Here is a 16,048-nt window from a genome sequence, read left to right as displayed (position 1 = left end):
CAGCACGATTCAAAGCCTCGGTTTGGCATTACAACGTACGGTATCGGATAATGCCTTCCTCTATCGATACGCGCAATGCCCATGTCATACAATTTCTTATAGACAAAGTTTTCGAAAAAGCCATCTTGTTTTCAATTTGGAAACAATCAGTACAACGTGCTCATAGTGAAACGTTGTTTTTTGATCGTGCCGACCAGAAAGAATCGGCGCTTGAAAATTTTACTGCCATCGCAGCGAAAAGAATGTCGCCGTTGTGCCAGGAAAGCTCTTTTTGGTGTCATCTTGGCCACCAACTCTCGATCTTAAGCGTGTTCGCGCAAGAAGAATCAATTTATTTTCAGCAACGGTTGTCTTATACGCCAAATCCCCTTGTCCACAGCCGCTTTTTCTTGCAGCACGGCCAGGGCACGCTACAATAGTATTGACGTTGACGTAAACGGCACTTTGCCACCCGCCTGCCCCGCAGCACCCCATTTATCGACCGATCACCCATGCAACCGACACCGCCCGCAGCAATGACGACCTATACCATTACCGAACTGGCGCGGGAATTCGACATCACGGCACGCGCCATCCGTTTCTATGAAGACCAGGGCTTGCTCAGCCCGAAACGCGAAGGCGCAGGCGGACGCAGCCGCGTCTACACGCCGCGCGACCGCACCCGCCTCAAACTGACCCTGCGCGGCAAGCGCCTGGGCCTGGCGCTATCGGAGATCAAGAGCCTGGTCGACATGTACGAGTCGCCGAAAGATACGCGCGCTCAGATGGACCGCTTCCTGGGCGTGCTGGCGCAGCACCGGCAAACCCTGGAGCAGCAGCGCATCGATATCGAAATGGCACTGGCGGAAATCAGCGCGCATGAAGATGCCTGCGCGCGCATGTTGGCGGACTTGAACCTTGATAAGGCGCAAACAAACTAGGTGCCCACGCGGCGACACTTGCCGCGCAGAGCGCTTTACGCGCCTCACTTTACGTTTACGTAAACGTCACAACTGAGTATCATAGCTTTACTGACCCGGCATCCATGACCGCCACACTATAACGACGAGGACGACATGCTCCATCTCCCAGGCTTGACCTTTGACCACGGCGACGACATCGCCTCCTTAAGAGTAGCGATCCAACAATTTGCCGCCGCCGAAATCGCGCCGCGCGCGGCTGAAATCGACCGCACCGACCAGTTCCCCATGGACCTGTGGCGCAAGATGGGCGACATGGGCTTGCTCGGTATCACCGTCAGCGAAGAATACGGCGGCGCCGGCATGGGCTACCTGGCGCACATCATCGCCATGGAAGAAATCTCGCGCGCCTCGGCCTCCGTTGGCCTGTCCTACGGCGCCCACTCGAACCTGTGCGTGAATCAGATCAAGCGCAACGGCACGGCCGAGCAAAAGGCCAAGTACCTGCCGAAACTGATCACGGGCGAGCACATTGGCGCCCTGGCCATGTCGGAACCGAACGCGGGCTCGGATGTCGTCAGCATGAAACTGCGCGCCGACTTCAAGGGCGACCGCTGGGTCTTGAACGGCACCAAGATGTGGATCACCAATGGCCCCGATGCGGACGTGCTGGTGGTGTACGCGAAAAACGACCTGGAAGCGGGTCCGCGCGGCATGACGGCTTTCCTGATCGAAAAGAATTTCAAGGGATTTTCCATCGCGCAAAAGCTCGACAAGCTGGGCATGCGCGGCTCGCACACGGGCGAGCTGGTATTCCAGGATTGCGAAGTGCCGGCCGAAAACGTGCTCGGTGGTTTGGGCAAGGGTGTCAACGTGCTGATGTCGGGCCTCGACTTCGAGCGCACCGTGCTGTCCGGCGGCCCGCTGGGCATCATGCAAGCATGCATGGACCTGGTCGTACCCTACGTGCATGACCGCAAGCAATTCGGCCAGGCCATCGGCGAGTTCCAATTGATGCAAGGCAAACTGGCCGATATGTATTCGACCATGATGGCGTGCAAGGCCTATGTGTATGCAGTGGGCCAGGCTTGCGACCGCGCCACCACGCCGGAAGCCGTGCGCCAGTTGCGCAAGGATGCGGCCGGCGCCATTCTGTATAGTGCGGAGAAGGCGACCTGGATGGCAGGTGAAGCGATCCAGGCCCTGGGCGGCAACGGCTACATCAACGAGTATCCGGCCGGCCGCCTGTGGCGCGATGCCAAGCTGTATGAAATCGGCGCCGGGACCAGCGAAATCCGCCGCATGCTGATAGGCCGTGAACTGTTTGCGGAAACCAAGTAAGCACGGGCGCGCGGTTATCGACTGGGTGATGAGCTATTCATGCGAGTACAGATATGACGCAAATTGCCTTCCCCAAATTGCTCTCTTCCCAGATTGCATTCGATATCGCGCGCACCATCCGCGATGGCTTTGACAAGCATTACCGTTTATTCCGTGAAACGAGCCAGCACGCCAAGCGCTATTTCGAGCAAGGCGCCTGGAGCGCGGCACAGACGGCGGCCCGCGAACGCATCGACTTTTATGACAAGCGCGTGCAGGAATGCGTGCAGATGCTCGAAGATGAGTACGAAGAGTCGGAGTTGAGCGACGAAGTGTGGCGCGAACTCAAGTTGCACTACATTGGCATGCTGACGGAACACAAGCAGCCGGAACTGGCGGAAACCTTCTTCAATTCCGTCTGCTGCAACATTTTGCACCGCACTTATTTCAATAACGACTATATTTTCGTGCGTCCCGTCGTTTCCACGGAATACATCGACACGCAAGACCCGGTGCCCACCTACCGCGTGTATTACCCGGGCAAAGATGGTTTGCGCCCCACCCTGACGCGCATGGTGAATAACTTCCAGCTGGACTGCGCATTTGCCAACCTGGAGCGTGACGTGGCCCAGGTGGAAGTGCGCTTGCAGCAGCTGTTCGGCGGCGACAGGCTGGAGCCGAACCACCAGCTCCAGGTCTTGACCAGTTTGTTCTACCGCAACAAGGGTGCCTATCTGGTCGGCAAGGGCATCAACGGCAACCGCGAATACCCGTTTGTCGTACCCATCCTGCACAACCGCCACGGCAAGCTGGTGCTCGATACGGTGCTGTTCGAGCAGCAGCAGATTGCCGTGCTGTTTTCGTTTACGCGCGCGTATTTCCTGGTGGATATGGAAGTACCGTCGGCCTATGTGCAATTCCTGCGCAGCTTGCTGCCGCGCAAACCGCGCAGCGAAATTTATACGATACTTGGCCTGCAAAAACAGGGCAAGACCCTGTTTTACCGCGACTACCTGCAGCATCTGAGACACTCGTCGGACCACTTTGAAAGCGCGCCCGGCATCCGCGGCCTGGTGATGCTGGTGTTTGCCCTGCCGTCGTTTCCGTATGTCTTCAAGGTCATCAAGGATTTTTTCCCGCCACCCAAGGAAACCACGCGCGCGCAAGTCCAGCAAAAGTATTTGCTGGTGAAACACCACGACAGAGTGGGCCGCATGGCCGACACGCTCGAGTACTCCAACGTGGCCTTTCCCCGCGCCCGCTTTGCCGAGGAACTGCTGGCCGAGCTCAAGCAGTTCGCCCCCTCGCTGGTCGAGGAAGACCAGGAGCAGATCATCATCCGCCATCTGTACATCGAACGGCGCATGGTGCCGCTGAACATGTGGCTGAGCAATGCAGAAAAGGAAGGCCGCGATGACCTGGTCGAACACGGCATCGTCGAGTACGGCAACGCCATCAAGGAGCTGGTGGCGGCGAATATCTTTCCGGGCGACATGCTGTATAAAAACTTTGGCGTGACCCGTCATCAACGTGTCGTTTTTTACGATTACGATGAGATCGAGTACATCACCGATTGCCAGTTCCGCGTCATCCCCCAGGCGCGCACGGAGGAGGAAGAAATGTCGGCCGAACCGTGGTATCCCATCGGAAAGCACGATGTGTTTCCCGAACAATTCGGCACCTTTCTGCTGGGCAATCCCCGCATCCGCGCCTATTTCATGCAGCACCATGCCGACCTGCTGACGGCGCAATATTGGCAGGCGCGCAAGCAGCGCATCGAAGACGGCCATATCGAGGACGTCTTCCCGTATCCGCAGCACATGCGTTTTTGTAAGCAGTCACCATCCTCAACCCAACCGGAGATCCAACATGAATGATCCAGTCGTAATCGTCGGTGCCGCACGCACCCCCATGGGCGCCTTCCAGGGCGATTTTGCCAACGTGACCGCCAGCGACCTGGGCGCCGTGGCCATCCGCGCCGCAGTGGAACGGGCCGGCGTGGCGCCGGAAGCCGTTGAGCACGTGTTTTTCGGCAATTGCCTGATGGCTGGCCAAGGCCAGGCGCCTGCCCGCCAAGCCTTGCGCAAGGCTGGCTTGCCCGACTCCACGGGCGCCGTGACGCTGTCGAAAATGTGCGGCTCGGCCATGCAGACAACCATGTTCGCGCATGACACCTTGCTCGCCGGCAGTGCCGACGTGGTGGTAGCGGGTGGCATGGAATCGATGACCAACGCCCCCTACCTGGTGCCGAAGGCGCGCGGCGGCTACCGCATCGGCCACGGCATGATTTATGACCACATGATGATGGATGGCCTGGAAGACGCCTACAGCCGTGATGAAAAGGGCAATGCACGCTCGATGGGTACGTTTGCAGAAGAGTGCGCCAGCCAGTACAGCTTCACGCGCGAAGCGCAGGATGCATTTGCCATCGAATCAGTGAAACGCGCCCAAGCGGCCACCAAGGATGGCAGTTTCGAATGGGAAATCGTACCCGTGACCGTTTCCGGCCGCGGCGGCGACACCATCGTCAGCATCGATGAAGGCCCGCAAAAGGCTCGCCTGGAAAAAATCCCGACCTTGAAAGCCGCCTTCAAGAAGGATGGCACCATCACGGCCGCCTCGTCTTCGTCCATCAACGATGGCGCGGCAGCCCTGGTGCTGATGCGCGAATCGACGGCGAAAAAGCTCGGCTGCACCGTCATCGCAAAAATTCACGGCCACGCCACGCACGCGCAGGCGCCGAACGAGTTCACCACGGCCCCCATCGGCGCCATCAAGAAGCTGTACGCCAAAACGGGCTGGAGCAGCAGCAAGGTAGACTTGTTCGAGATTAATGAAGCGTTCGCCGCCGTGCCGATGGCCGCCATGCACGACCTCGACATTCCACACAGCAAGATCAACATCCACGGCGGCGCGTGCGCGCTGGGCCACCCGATCGGCGCCTCGGGCGCGCGCATCATCGTCACCCTGCTGGGTGCACTGAAGAAAACCGGCGGCAAGCGCGGCGTGGCGGCCCTGTGCATCGGCGGCGGCGAAGCGACGGCGATGGCGATCGAACTGGTATAAGCTGTTCCTGAGCACGGGCGCGCACGGGCAATCATTGTCAGGGGCGCGCCTTTTCATTCATTCCAGGGAGAACACATGCCTACCGCACTAATCATCGGCGCCTCGCGTGGCATCGGCCACGAAATCGTCCGTCAATACCGCCACGATGGCTGGAGAGTGATCGCCACGGCGCGCACACCGGACGCTTGCGATACGCTCAGGCAACTGGGCGCGGAAGCGCACCAGCTCGACGTGACGGATGTGGAAGGCTGTGCCGGCCTGGGCTGGAAGCTCGACGATGAAAAGCTCGATGTGGCCATCCTCAATGCGGGCGTATATGGCCCCCGTCACGACGGTTTTCCGGCACAAGCAGATTTTGATCTCGTCATGCACACGAACGTGCTGGCAGCCATGCGCCTGCTGCCGATACTGGCGCCGCTGGTAGCGAATGCCAAGGGTAAACTGGCCGTGCTGTCCTCGCACATGGGTTCCTTGAGCGAGCGCGGCAACCCCAGCGGTTCACTGTACCGCGCCAGCAAGGCCGCCTTGAATTCCGTGCTGATCGACACGGCCCTCGTGCATGGCCCGCAAGGCGTCAGCTGCGTGGCTTTCCATCCGGGCTGGGTACGCACGGACATGGGTGGCGCCGGCGCCGATATTTCACCAGAGGAAAGCGCTGCCGGCATCCGCGCCACCCTGGCCAGCCTGCCGGCCACGGACAAGGCCGTGTTCCGCAACTATGATGGCAAGCCCATCGCCTGGTAATTGCCTGTATCCACTATAAAAATATACGAGACGACGTCCCATGATACTCAATGAAGAACAATCGATGATCCAGGAAGCGCTGCGCAGTTTTTCGCGCGAGCGCCTGGCGCCCCATGCGGCCCGCTGGGACAAGGAACATCATTTCCCCAAAGAAGAATTGCAGGAACTGGCCGCGCTGGGCGCCTTTGGCGTGGCCGTGCCGGAAGCGCTGGGCGGTGCCGGCCTCGACTACGTGTCGCTGGCCCTCGTACTGGAAGAAATCGCCGCCGGTGATGGCGGCACCTCGACCATCATTTCCGTGAATAATTGCCCCGTGTGCAGCATCGCCATGATGTACGCCAACGACGCACAAAAGGAACAGTGGCTGCGGCCGCTGGCACAAGGCGCCATGCTGGGGGCATTTTGCCTGACGGAACCGCACACGGGCAGCGACGCCTCGGCCCTGCGCACCACAGCCACGCGCGACGGCAATGAGTACGTCATCAACGGCACGAAACAATTCATTACCAGCGGCAAGTATGCGGACGTGGCCATCGTCATGGCCGTAACCGACAAGGCCGCCGGCAAGCGCGGCATCAGCGCGTTCTGGGTGCCGACGAACACGCCTGGCTACATCGTGGCGGGACTGGAACAGAAGATGGGCCAGCACTCGTCGGATACGGCGCAAATCCTGTTCGACAACTGCCGCATCCCGGCGGAAAATCTGATAGGCGAAGAAGGACAAGGCTACAAGATCGCCCTGTCCGGCCTGGAAGGCGGACGCATCGGCATCGCTTCGCAAGCTGTGGGCATGGCGCGCGCCGCCTACGAGGCGGCCTTGAGCTATGCGCGCGAGCGCGAAAGTTTCGGCAAACCCATCTATGAACACCAGGCCGTGCAATTCCGCCTGGCTGACATGGCCACGCAAATCGAAGCGGCGCGCCAGTTGATACGCCACGCGGCGTCGATGAAGGATGCGGGCCTGCCATGCCTGAAGGAAGCGGCCATGGCCAAGCTGTTCGCGTCGGAAATGGCGGAAAAAGTGTGCTCGGACGCTATCCAGGTGCACGGTGGCTACGGTTATGTGTCCGACTTCCCCGTCGAACGCATCTACCGCGACGTGCGTGTATGCCAGATCTACGAGGGCACCAGCGATATCCAGAAAATCCTGATCGCCAGGGCCTTGTAAAAGTATTTGGAAGTAACAGTCTCAGCGCTTTTAGAAACCGTAGCGAGCAAGCCCGATATCGGATTGAGTAACGCAGCCGTACTTCGGTACGGCGAGTAACGCCGATTCGAGAGCGGGCTGCGCAGTAGGTTTATAAACGCGCCCACCAGACGAAAAAAAAGCCCGCTAGCGCGGGCTTTGTTCCAATGTATTACCAATGCTTTAATCGTGTCATGGACGCCAGTGCTATCTGCAAAGTGCCTCCTGATTTTCGGACTCCCATGCTATCTGCATGGTGACTCCAAGGTGTAAATCGACCATCGTATCCGGAATTACAAAATCCATTTCTTCGCACTGTCACGCCATCGACATTACACCTGTCGGTCGCCGCGCTGAAACTGGATGGTGAGATCATTTGCTGCCAAATCTCAATCACTGAACGGAGTATAGCACAGCTTTTTGTGCGATGCAATAATCTTTTTAAATCAAGTCCTTAGCGCCAGCGGCTTGTCCTCTTCGCCGCCACGGGCCACTCTTTCGTACTCGGAAATCACTTGTGCGCCCAACAGCAGCAGGGTGGCGCCGATTTCCAGGCTGAACATGACGACGATGGCCGTCGTCATCGATCCATACACGACATTGACCTGCGACAAAGTGGAAAAATACCAGACCAGCACATGGCGGGCGATTTCCCACAGCAGGGCCGCCGTCACGCCGCCGATCAGCGCATGCGTGATCGACAGCCGCCCGACGGGCATGACCAGGTAAATCGAGCTCAATACGAGGATTTCCCCTCCCAGCCCGAGCAAGTACAGCAGCACGCCTGACACGCCTTCCAGGCCCCAGTCATGGCGCAAGAAACGCACGCTTTCCTCGCCCATCACCTGCAGGCCGCCCGCCACCAGGGTAATGAGCAAGATGCCCACGCCCAGGCACAGGATGTAGCAGTACGGCAGCACGGCGGAAATGAGGAAATGGCGGCGGCGGATGGCCACGCGGTGAATGAAAATCACGCTCATGGCGTTTTCCAGCACGGTAAACGCCAAGGAACTGAAAAACAGCATGGTCAGCAGCAGCAGCCAGCCGATCACGCCCCGGTTATTGAGAAAATGCGCGACTTCCGCCACGATGGCCTTCGATTGCCCCGGCACCAGCCACTCCAGGTAATGGCCTATGGTTTGCAGCAATTCGTCCTGCGCGATTACGTGCGACAGGGCCACCACCACCAGCATCAGCAGGGGCACGATGGACAGCAGCGAGTAATACGCGACGGCGCCCGCCAGCAGCAAGCCCTGGTTGGCGCGGAATCCCTTCAGCACCTGCAGCGCGAAGGCCAGCGGATGGCTGAGGATGTAGGTACTGGCGTGGCGGTTGATCATGTCGGGTGTGGTGAAGAAGGCGGCGCGGCCTCGTGCCACGCCTGCAATCACACTAGCATACTGACAATCCCCCTGCTGCACCGTACGCTAGCAGACGGCCGGCTCCAGCAAGGTCAAGGTTTGCCGGTCCGCATCCAGGGTCGCCAATATACCCATCGGTATGGTGAACTGGTGGCGGATGTGGCCAAACGAATAGCCGCTGACGGCCGGCACCGTCAATGGCAGCAGATGCTGGTCCAGGGTGGCATCCAGGGTCAGCGCGGTATCGCCCTCGGCCGCCTCGCAATGCTCGAAGATGCCCAGCATCAATGCCGCCGCATGCTTGAAACCGATGGACAGGTCGAGCTGGCACAGCATGCGGTCGATGCGGTATGGCACTTCATTGATTTCTTCGAGGAACAAAATATGCTCGCGGAAATCGGCCGCATACGGTGTGCCGGCCAGCGCGCTGACCATGCACAGGTTGCCGCCCGTCAAGCGTCCCGTCGCCTGGCCGCCATGCACGGTGCGGATGGCGAAGTTGGGCTGCGTCTGCGCACGGCGGTGGTTGTCCAGCGCCATCGGGATCGTGTAACTGTCTTGCGGCGTCATCAGCACATTGCGCAGCTGCGTCACCGTGTACTCGGAAAACGTGGACGAGGCCACGGGGCCGTGGAAGGTCACCAGGCCCGTCTGGCGTCTGATGGCCAGGTGCAGGGCCGTGATGTCGGAATAGCCGACCAGCACTTTCGGATTGCGCTGGATCAAGGCGTAGTCGAGCAGCGCCAGCAGCGAGATGCAGCCGGAGCCGCCACGGATGGCCCAGATCGCCTTGACCTCGGGATCGGCGAAAGCCCCATGCAGATCGTCGAGGCGCTGCTGCACCGTGCCCGCATAGTTGCCGTGCACGGCGCGGATGTTGGTGCCCAGGCTGGCGCGCAAGCCCAGCGATTCGATATTGCGCACCGCCTTGGCGATGGCATCCTCATCCGTAAAACCGCCCGGTGCGATGATGGCCACCAAGTCGCCGTCGCGCAGGCGCGCCGGTTTGATCAATGCGTGTTGCTGTTGCATGCGTTTGCCCTTCCCTTGCGTGGCCGCCGCCCACGCCGGTGTGCCTGCCGCCCCCAGAGTGGCGGCCAGTACGCCGCCGAAGCGGCGCCGGCTGAGATTGGTCTGACTGGACATGCGGCCCTTTCCTGGAATAAAAAACGGCGACGCCAGGCGCCGCCGCACGAGAGTAGCATGCCGACAATCTTGCCGCCGGCAGCGCTGCCTTACATGAACTTGTACTTCAGCTGGAACGACAGCGAACGGCCGCGCGGATCGGCCACGCGCGGGTCCCAGCCGGCGCCCACCACTTCATCCACGTTGTGCGCGGTGAACGGTGGATCGCGGTCGAACAGGTTCTGGATACCCACAGTGATGGTGGTATCTTTGAAGCCCGTGTAGGTGCCCGACAAGTTATACGTAGTGTAGCTGGACACGTCGGGCTTGAAGCCCGGTGGTGGCGTGCCCTTGCCGCCATTTGGCACCTGGTCCTTGTAGCCCGACGAAAAACTCTGGATCAGCAAGCCGCTCCAGTCGCCACGCGACACGCCAAAGCTGGCATTGTGTTTCCAGCGCAGGTACAGATCGCGCGTATAAAACTTGCCGACCAGTTCCTGGTATTCCTGGCCTTGATACTCCGCAAACTTGAAGCTGTCCATATACGTGCCGTCCAGGGTCGCCGTCCATTTCGCGTCCTGGATCTTGCCTTCGCCGCGCAAGCCCACGTCGAGGCCGCGCACGCGGCTGCCTGCCGCATTGATCCAGCCCGCCTGCACGTACTCGATGGTGCCATCCGGATTGCGGTGGATGTACTGGTTCAGCGCCTGGTAATTGGCCAGCACGATTTGCGGCGTGCGGTTCAGGATGCGGTCCTTGGTATTGATGGCCCAGTAGTCGAACGAGGCGGAATATCCCTTGAATGGCTCAATGACAAAACCGACGCTGCCCTGCTTCGACGTTTCCGGCTTCAGATTGGTATTACCGCCCGTCTTGTAGTCGAGATGGTCGATAGCGCAGTATTCGGGCACGCCCGGATGCTTGGCGCAGCCTTCCTGGTCAACCACGCCGTTCGGCAATTCCTGGCTCAGCGAACCGGAATACAGCTGCTGGAAGCTTGGCGCAAGGAAACCCTTGCTGGCCGAGCCACGGAACAGCAGGAAGTCGGCCGGCTGGTAGCGGAAGGCCACTTTCGGATTCGTCGTCGCGCCCACCAGGCTGTAATCGTCGCGGCGGATGGCCAGCTGCATTTCCAGGTCCTTCGTGACCGGCACCAGCAGCTCGGCATATACGGCCTTGACGGTACGGCTGGCATCTTTTAATGCGGCATTCCCCGGCGCCAGCAGGATCTGGATGGCATCGACGTCCTGCCCGAAACTGTAGCCTTCGCGGCGCAAGTCAAAACCGGCCGCCATAGCCAGCGCACCGGCCGGCAGCTGGAACAGCTCACCCGACACGGAACCGTCGATCTGCGTCAGGGTTGTCTTGCCGTGCTGGAAGTCGCCACGGAACTTGGTCGATTCGATCAATTGCTTGGCCGCTTCCGTCTGGCTCTGGCCAGCGCCCACCCACGGATTGATGATGCCCGTCGCCAGGGCCGCGTACAGCTTGTCCGTGTAGGAATAGCCATCCGTCAGCTTGGTCTTGGTGCTGCTTTCGGCGCGCGAAATGCCGGCCTTGTAATCCCACTTGCCGAAGTTGCCTTCAAAGCCCACCAGCACGCGGGCATTGTCGGTGGTATTTTCCTGCGTGCGGTTGCCCACGTCATTGGCGCGCCATTTGTAGGAAATCGGCTTGGTCTTGTCGAAAGTAGGGATATAGGCCGACAGGTCCTGGTAATACGCGCCACCGACCGGATACAAATTCTTGTTGGCGACAGTCGCCTGCACCTGCATCGGCGTCAAGATGGCCGTGGCCTTGGTGCGTGAACCGAGCACTTCGACAAACATGCGGTGGTCGGGCGCCAGCTGGAAGGTGCCGCGCGACAGCAGATTGGCCCGTTCGACAGGAAATTGCAGCACATAGTCGGCGCCATAGTCATACGCGCACGAATACCTGGTGCGCAGCGGCGAGGTCACGTCTTTCCACAGTTCCGTCTGGTATTGCGACATGCCGGCGACGGTGTCGCACTTGCCCTGGAAGCTCAGCGGATTGGCTTGCAGGTATTTGGTCGCATCGCCAGGCAGCTGGAACGACGTGCCCAGTGCCGTGCCGGTCCCTGCCATCTGGTTGGCAAACGGCGTGCCCGTGGTATCGGGCGACAGGCCGCGGCCCGGCTGGAAGCCGTTGACGAAGGAGCGGTCGCTGCCGTTCAGGCGCTCGGCCTTGTCGACGGTCAGGCTGGCCATGATGTTGTAGCGGTCCGACTCCAGCGAACCCGTGCCGGCCAGAAGGGATGCGCGGCGCGTGGCGCCGCCGCCCGCTTGCGTGTCGTTGGTGGAGACGGATGCTTCCACGCCGCTGTAATTGGTTTTCAGAATGAAATTGATCACGCCGCCGATGGCGTCCGTGCCATAGATCGCCGAGGCGCCATCCTTGAGGATTTCCACGCGCGAAATCGCGCCCAGCGGGATCGAGTTCAGGTCGACCGACTTGCCGCTGGCGCCGTGCGTGGCGATGCGGCGGCCGTTCAACAGCACCAGGGTGCTCGACGGTCCCAGGCCGCGCAGCGAGGCGAACGAGGCGCCACCACTGACGCGGTCGGCATCGGCGCCAAACACGTTATTGCCCGACGTCATGTTATCGGCGCCCGTGCCATTCGCCGACAAGGTGCGCACCAATTGCTCGGTCGACGTGATGCCCTGTTTTTCGATCTGGTCAAAGGTGATGACTTGCACCGGCAGCGCGCCTTCCTTGGCCACGCGCTTGATACTGCTGCCCGTGACTTCGACCCGTTGCAGCGCTGGCGCCGCCGCTTCCTGTGCCATTACCGGCCCCACCACCCCCATCAATGCCACCAACTGCGCTAGCTTCTTCAATTTCACAGGTCTTCTCCTTGTTGGGCAATCGAAACTTGAGTCATCAAGTCAGGCTGTTAGATATGTCGCAACGTCTGTCTCGCGGTACATTTTTTTATGACATTTGCGCATGACTTTATTTATTTTCATTTTCAGAGTAGCGCGATGCATCCGCAGCCAGCCAATGAAAAATGCTTTCCTAACCATAACTTTTTGGAATGAATGCCCTTTTCAACCGCCTGCTCACTTGCCTGCAGGGCGGCCCTTGGCGGGATCGACGTCCAGGTAGCGCCAGGACGTGAATTCCACGGGGTGGCGCCTGTAGTTTTTTAGCCACGGTTGCTGCAGGTCGGCAGAGATGGGATGTGTCAGCAGCACCCACGGCGTGTATGCGTGGATCAGCTGAAACAGGTCGAAGTACAGACTGCGTCGGCGCGGCGTATCGGATAGCAGGCGCGCCTCCTCATAGCGTTTATTGTAATCGGGCAAGTTGAAGCGGGCATAGTTGGCACGGCCAACGTTGCCGCCATACAACAATTGCATAAAGTTATCGCCATCGGGGAAGTCGGCGATCCAGTTGGTCTCGAACATCTGCACCTTGCCCAGGCGCGACGCCTTGATGATTTCCGTCTTCTTGTCGCTTTTAAATTCCACCCGCAAGCCGATTGCGTTCAGGTTGCGCCGCCACAGTTCATCGCGCAGGCGTCCCACCGTGCTCGGCTCCGTGTGCATGGTCAAGGTCAAGGGCCTGCCATCGGGCTGCGTGCGGAAACCGTCGGCGCCCGCCTTGTAGCCAAAGCGATCCAGCAGGGCGCGCGCCAGCACGGGATCGTAGCCGACCGGGCTGCGGTAGCTCCTATCGTAACCGAGCACATTGGGCGGCAGCGGCGACTGCGCCGGCAAGGCCAGGCCTTTCTTCAACAGCGCGATGTCTTCGCGGCTGTTGTAGCTGAGGGCAATGGCGCGCCGCAGGGCCAGCTTGTCCTTGCTCGTGCCGCCCAACACGGGATCGTCCATATTCATCCACATATAATATGTTTGCAGCACGGGAAAACGCGTCAGCTGCAAGCCCTTGGCGGCCAGCGCCGGCTTCAGCGCGCCATTTTCCAGCACCATGTCCGTCATCGATTCCGGCACTTGCTCCAGGTAGTCGAATTCGCCTTTCAGGAAACCCAGCATGCGCGATTGATATTCTTCAACGATGCGCACCTCGATACGCTCGACCAGGGGCAAGCGCTGGCCTTCCAGCGAAGCGGCGATGGCGCGCGCGTCGACCGGCAAGGCGGCCAGCGCCCTGGCTTCCGTATGGAACACGGTGGCACGGAAAGTCGGATTGGCTTGCAGCACGATCTTGTCGCTGCGCTTCCATTCCTTCACCAGGAACGGCCCCGTGCCCACGGGATGGTTGCCGATCTGTCCCGGCGCCGCATACGCGTCGGCCACTTCGCGTGCCACCACGCCGGTGGCCGGCATGGCCAGGTAAAACAGAAAGTTCGGGTCGACGCCGTTCAGGCGGATGCGCAGGGTGTATTTGTCCAGCGCCTGCAAGCCGGCGATCGGCGTGTCGTAGCTAAATTTGGCTTTCAGGGTCGCATCGCCCACCAGCTTGTCTTCCAGCAAGAACAACCACGGCGACTTCAGGCTAGGGTCATACAGCCGCGTCAGGCTGTAGACATAATCCTGCGCCGTCACTTCGCGCGGCTTGCCCTTGAAGGCGGGATCGGGGGTAAAGAAAATACCGGGCTGCAAATGGAAGATATACGTGCGCCCACCATCTTCCACCGTCGGCAAGCCCCGCACCGTATTGCCCTGCAGCTGCACCGGTCGCGCCAGGTAGTCGTAGCGCAGCAAGGGGTCGAAGATATTTTCCATCAGGTTCAGGCTGGCCAGGTCGGACGCCACGGCCGGGTCCAGGCCCGTCTCGCTGGTGCTCAAAAACAAGTGCAGGGTCTTGTTCGCCCGGGCGGCCACATCGGTGGCAGCAATGCCCGGTGCGGTGAACAGCGTCAACAGTGCCAGGCCGGCGGCGCAGGCGGTTTTGCGTAAAAACATCATCAGTGATCCAGTGCAGACAGGGCTAACAAACAAACGTGAAGAACAGGCATCACCGAGACTACTCGGGCACAGTACGGGGCGCCAATGAAAACAGGCTGCCAGCTTATAACTTTTTGGCATGTGATTGCTGCATTCTTTCATCAACTCGTATCGGGCTGCCCCTATACTTTGTATGCAGACATTTTTCACTCCCGACATACAGAACTGATCGAATATGGCACTTAATTACATCTGGTCCGGCTTTTTCCTCGTTGGCTTCCTGGCCGCAGTGCTGCAGTGGCTATTTCTCGGCGATACCGATATCTTCAAACGCATCATCGATGGCACGTTCGAAACGGCGCGCATGGGCGTGATGGATATCGCCCTGCCGCTGGCGGGCGTGATGACCTTGTGGCTGGGCATCATGAACATCGGTGAAAAGGCAGGCATCGTAGGCTGGCTGGCGAAAGTGATCGCGCCCTTCTTTTCGCGCATCTTCCCGGAAATTCCCAAGGACCATCCAGCGACCGGCCACATGGTGATGAATTTTTCGGCCAACCTGCTGGGACTGGACAATGCGGCCACGCCCTTCGGCTTGAAGGCCATGGAAAGCCTGCAGACCTTGAACCCGAACAAGGAAGAGGCGACGAATGCACAAATCATGTTTCTGGTGCTGCACACCTCGGGCCTGACCCTGATCCCGCTGGCCATCATGGCGCAGCGCTCCATCCTCGGCGCGGCCGACCCGTCCGACATCTTTATCCCCTGCATGATCGCCACCTATGTCGCCACCATGGTCGGCATCATCACGGTGTCTATCAAGCAACGCATCAACTTGCTCAACAGGGTCGTGCTGGGCTGGATGGGCGGCATGACGAGCGCTATCGTGGCCATGATCTGGTACTTCACGCAATACCTGACGAAACAGGAAATCGAGCTGGTGTCGAAAGTGGTCAGCAACCTGGTATTAATCAGCGTCATCGCCATTTTCATCATCGGCGCCCTGCGCAAGAAAGTGAACGTGTATGACGCCTTCATCGAAGGGGCGAAGGGCGGCATCCAGACCTCGATTACCGTGATTCCCTACCTGGTCGGCATGCTGGTGGCCATCAGCGTGATCCGCAATGCAGGCGTATTCAATTTCATGATGAGCGGCATGAACTGGTTCTTCGCCAACCTGGGCATCAATACGGATTTCGTGCCCGCCCTGCCGACGGCCATGATGAAGCCGCTCAGCGGCTCCGGCTCGAAAGCCATGATGATCGATGCCATGAATACCTACGGCGTCGACTCCTTCGTCGGCCGCCTGGCCTGCGTGTTCCAGGGCTCGGCCGACACCACCTTCTATATTGTGGCCCTGTACTTCGGCTCGGTGGGCATCCGCAAGACGCGCTATGCGATCACGGCCGGCCTCATCGCGGATCTCGCTGGCGTGGTCACGGCCGTCTTTGTCGCCTACGTCTTTTTCCACTAAGG

Annotated in this window: 12 protein-coding genes; 8 read left to right on the top strand and 4 right to left on the bottom strand. The window is 59.8% G+C overall.

What is annotated here, in order from left to right; genetic code table 11:
- Window positions 1-50 precede the first annotated feature (50 nt).
- The 7 genes from C8C89_RS05005 to C8C89_RS04975 all read left to right on the top strand — a co-directional run bounded on the left by C8C89_RS05005 (window position 51) and on the right by C8C89_RS04975 (window position 7,197).
- Window positions 51-419, top strand: coding sequence for a hypothetical protein (locus tag C8C89_RS05005; RefSeq protein ID WP_133989040.1), 369 nt, complete (start codon window positions 51-53; stop codon window positions 417-419).
- Window positions 420-515: 96 nt separating this feature from the next.
- Window positions 516-920 (top strand): MerR family DNA-binding transcriptional regulator, encoded by a 405-nt coding sequence (locus tag C8C89_RS05000; protein WP_034753754.1) that lies wholly within the window; start codon window positions 516-518, stop codon window positions 918-920.
- Window positions 921-1,055: 135 nt separating this feature from the next.
- Entirely contained in the window at window positions 1,056-2,240 is a 1,185-nt protein-coding gene (locus C8C89_RS04995; RefSeq protein WP_101483246.1) for an isovaleryl-CoA dehydrogenase, read from the top strand.
- A 53-nt stretch (window positions 2,241-2,293) separates the two neighbouring features.
- Window positions 2,294-4,096, top strand: coding sequence for a bifunctional isocitrate dehydrogenase kinase/phosphatase (aceK, locus tag C8C89_RS04990; protein WP_133989039.1), 1,803 nt, complete (start codon window positions 2,294-2,296; stop codon window positions 4,094-4,096).
- Window positions 4,089-5,285, top strand: coding sequence for an acetyl-CoA C-acyltransferase (locus tag C8C89_RS04985; protein WP_101483248.1), 1,197 nt, complete (start codon window positions 4,089-4,091; stop codon window positions 5,283-5,285). The genes aceK and C8C89_RS04985 overlap by 8 nt, the downstream gene beginning before the upstream one ends.
- 75 nt (window positions 5,286-5,360) lie before the next feature.
- Entirely contained in the window at window positions 5,361-6,029 is a 669-nt protein-coding gene (locus C8C89_RS04980) for an SDR family oxidoreductase (protein WP_101483249.1), read from the top strand.
- Window positions 6,030-6,069: 40 nt separating this feature from the next.
- Window positions 6,070-7,197 (top strand): acyl-CoA dehydrogenase family protein, encoded by a 1,128-nt coding sequence (locus C8C89_RS04975; RefSeq protein ID WP_133989038.1) that lies wholly within the window; start codon window positions 6,070-6,072, stop codon window positions 7,195-7,197.
- A gap of 464 nt (window positions 7,198-7,661) precedes the next feature.
- Here the strand turns inward: C8C89_RS04975 and C8C89_RS04970 are convergent, their stop codons facing one another.
- From C8C89_RS04970 to C8C89_RS04955, 4 genes are all read right to left on the bottom strand, one after another.
- Window positions 7,662-8,555: a YihY/virulence factor BrkB family protein gene (locus C8C89_RS04970; RefSeq protein ID WP_101483251.1), complete on the bottom strand. Its 894-nt coding sequence runs from the start codon at window positions 8,553-8,555 to the stop codon at window positions 7,662-7,664.
- An 87-nt stretch (window positions 8,556-8,642) separates the two neighbouring features.
- Complete coding sequence (locus C8C89_RS04965; protein ID WP_133989037.1) at window positions 8,643-9,722, bottom strand: LD-carboxypeptidase; 1,080 nt, start codon at window positions 9,720-9,722, stop codon at window positions 8,643-8,645.
- Window positions 9,723-9,811: 89 nt separating this feature from the next.
- Window positions 9,812-12,565: a TonB-dependent receptor gene (locus tag C8C89_RS04960; protein ID WP_243857899.1), complete on the bottom strand. Its 2,754-nt coding sequence runs from the start codon at window positions 12,563-12,565 to the stop codon at window positions 9,812-9,814.
- Between the two features lie 216 nt (window positions 12,566-12,781).
- A complete protein-coding gene (locus C8C89_RS04955; protein ID WP_133993143.1) occupies window positions 12,782-14,590 on the bottom strand; it encodes an ABC transporter substrate-binding protein in 1,809 nt (602 codons plus the stop codon).
- Window positions 14,591-14,807: 217 nt separating this feature from the next.
- On the opposite strand from C8C89_RS04955, the gene C8C89_RS04950 reads away from it, so the two are divergent.
- Window positions 14,808-16,046, top strand: coding sequence for a nucleoside recognition domain-containing protein (locus C8C89_RS04950; protein WP_101483253.1), 1,239 nt, complete (start codon window positions 14,808-14,810; stop codon window positions 16,044-16,046).
- Window positions 16,047-16,048 lie beyond the last annotated feature (2 nt).

The sequence above is a fragment of the Janthinobacterium sp. 75 genome (genome assembly GCF_004365495.1).
In the GTDB taxonomy this organism is placed as follows: Bacteria; Pseudomonadota; Gammaproteobacteria; order Burkholderiales; family Burkholderiaceae_D; genus Janthinobacterium.
This window is presented reverse-complemented; position numbering and strand designations above follow the sequence as displayed.

Bases quoted from the DNA above. Each gene is read 5' to 3' on its own strand.
- C8C89_RS04970 (WP_101483251.1), bottom strand. From the start codon at position 8,555: ATGATCAACCGCCACGCCAGTACCTACATCCTCAGCCATCCGCTGGCC.
- C8C89_RS04950 (WP_101483253.1), top strand. From the start codon at position 14,808: ATGGCACTTAATTACATCTGGTCCGGCTTTTTCCTCGTTGGCTTCCTG.
- C8C89_RS04965 (WP_133989037.1), bottom strand. From the start codon at position 9,722: ATGTCCAGTCAGACCAATCTCAGCCGGCGCCGCTTCGGCGGCGTACTG.
- C8C89_RS04980 (WP_101483249.1), top strand. From the start codon at position 5,361: ATGCCTACCGCACTAATCATCGGCGCCTCGCGTGGCATCGGCCACGAA.
- C8C89_RS04955 (WP_133993143.1), bottom strand. From the start codon at position 14,590: ATGTTTTTACGCAAAACCGCCTGCGCCGCCGGCCTGGCACTGTTGACG.
- aceK (WP_133989039.1), top strand. From the start codon at position 2,294: ATGACGCAAATTGCCTTCCCCAAATTGCTCTCTTCCCAGATTGCATTC.
- C8C89_RS05000 (WP_034753754.1), top strand. From the start codon at position 516: ATGACGACCTATACCATTACCGAACTGGCGCGGGAATTCGACATCACG.
- C8C89_RS05005 (WP_133989040.1), top strand. From the start codon at position 51: ATGCCTTCCTCTATCGATACGCGCAATGCCCATGTCATACAATTTCTT.
- C8C89_RS04985 (WP_101483248.1), top strand. From the start codon at position 4,089: ATGAATGATCCAGTCGTAATCGTCGGTGCCGCACGCACCCCCATGGGC.
- C8C89_RS04995 (WP_101483246.1), top strand. From the start codon at position 1,056: ATGCTCCATCTCCCAGGCTTGACCTTTGACCACGGCGACGACATCGCC.
- C8C89_RS04975 (WP_133989038.1), top strand. From the start codon at position 6,070: ATGATACTCAATGAAGAACAATCGATGATCCAGGAAGCGCTGCGCAGT.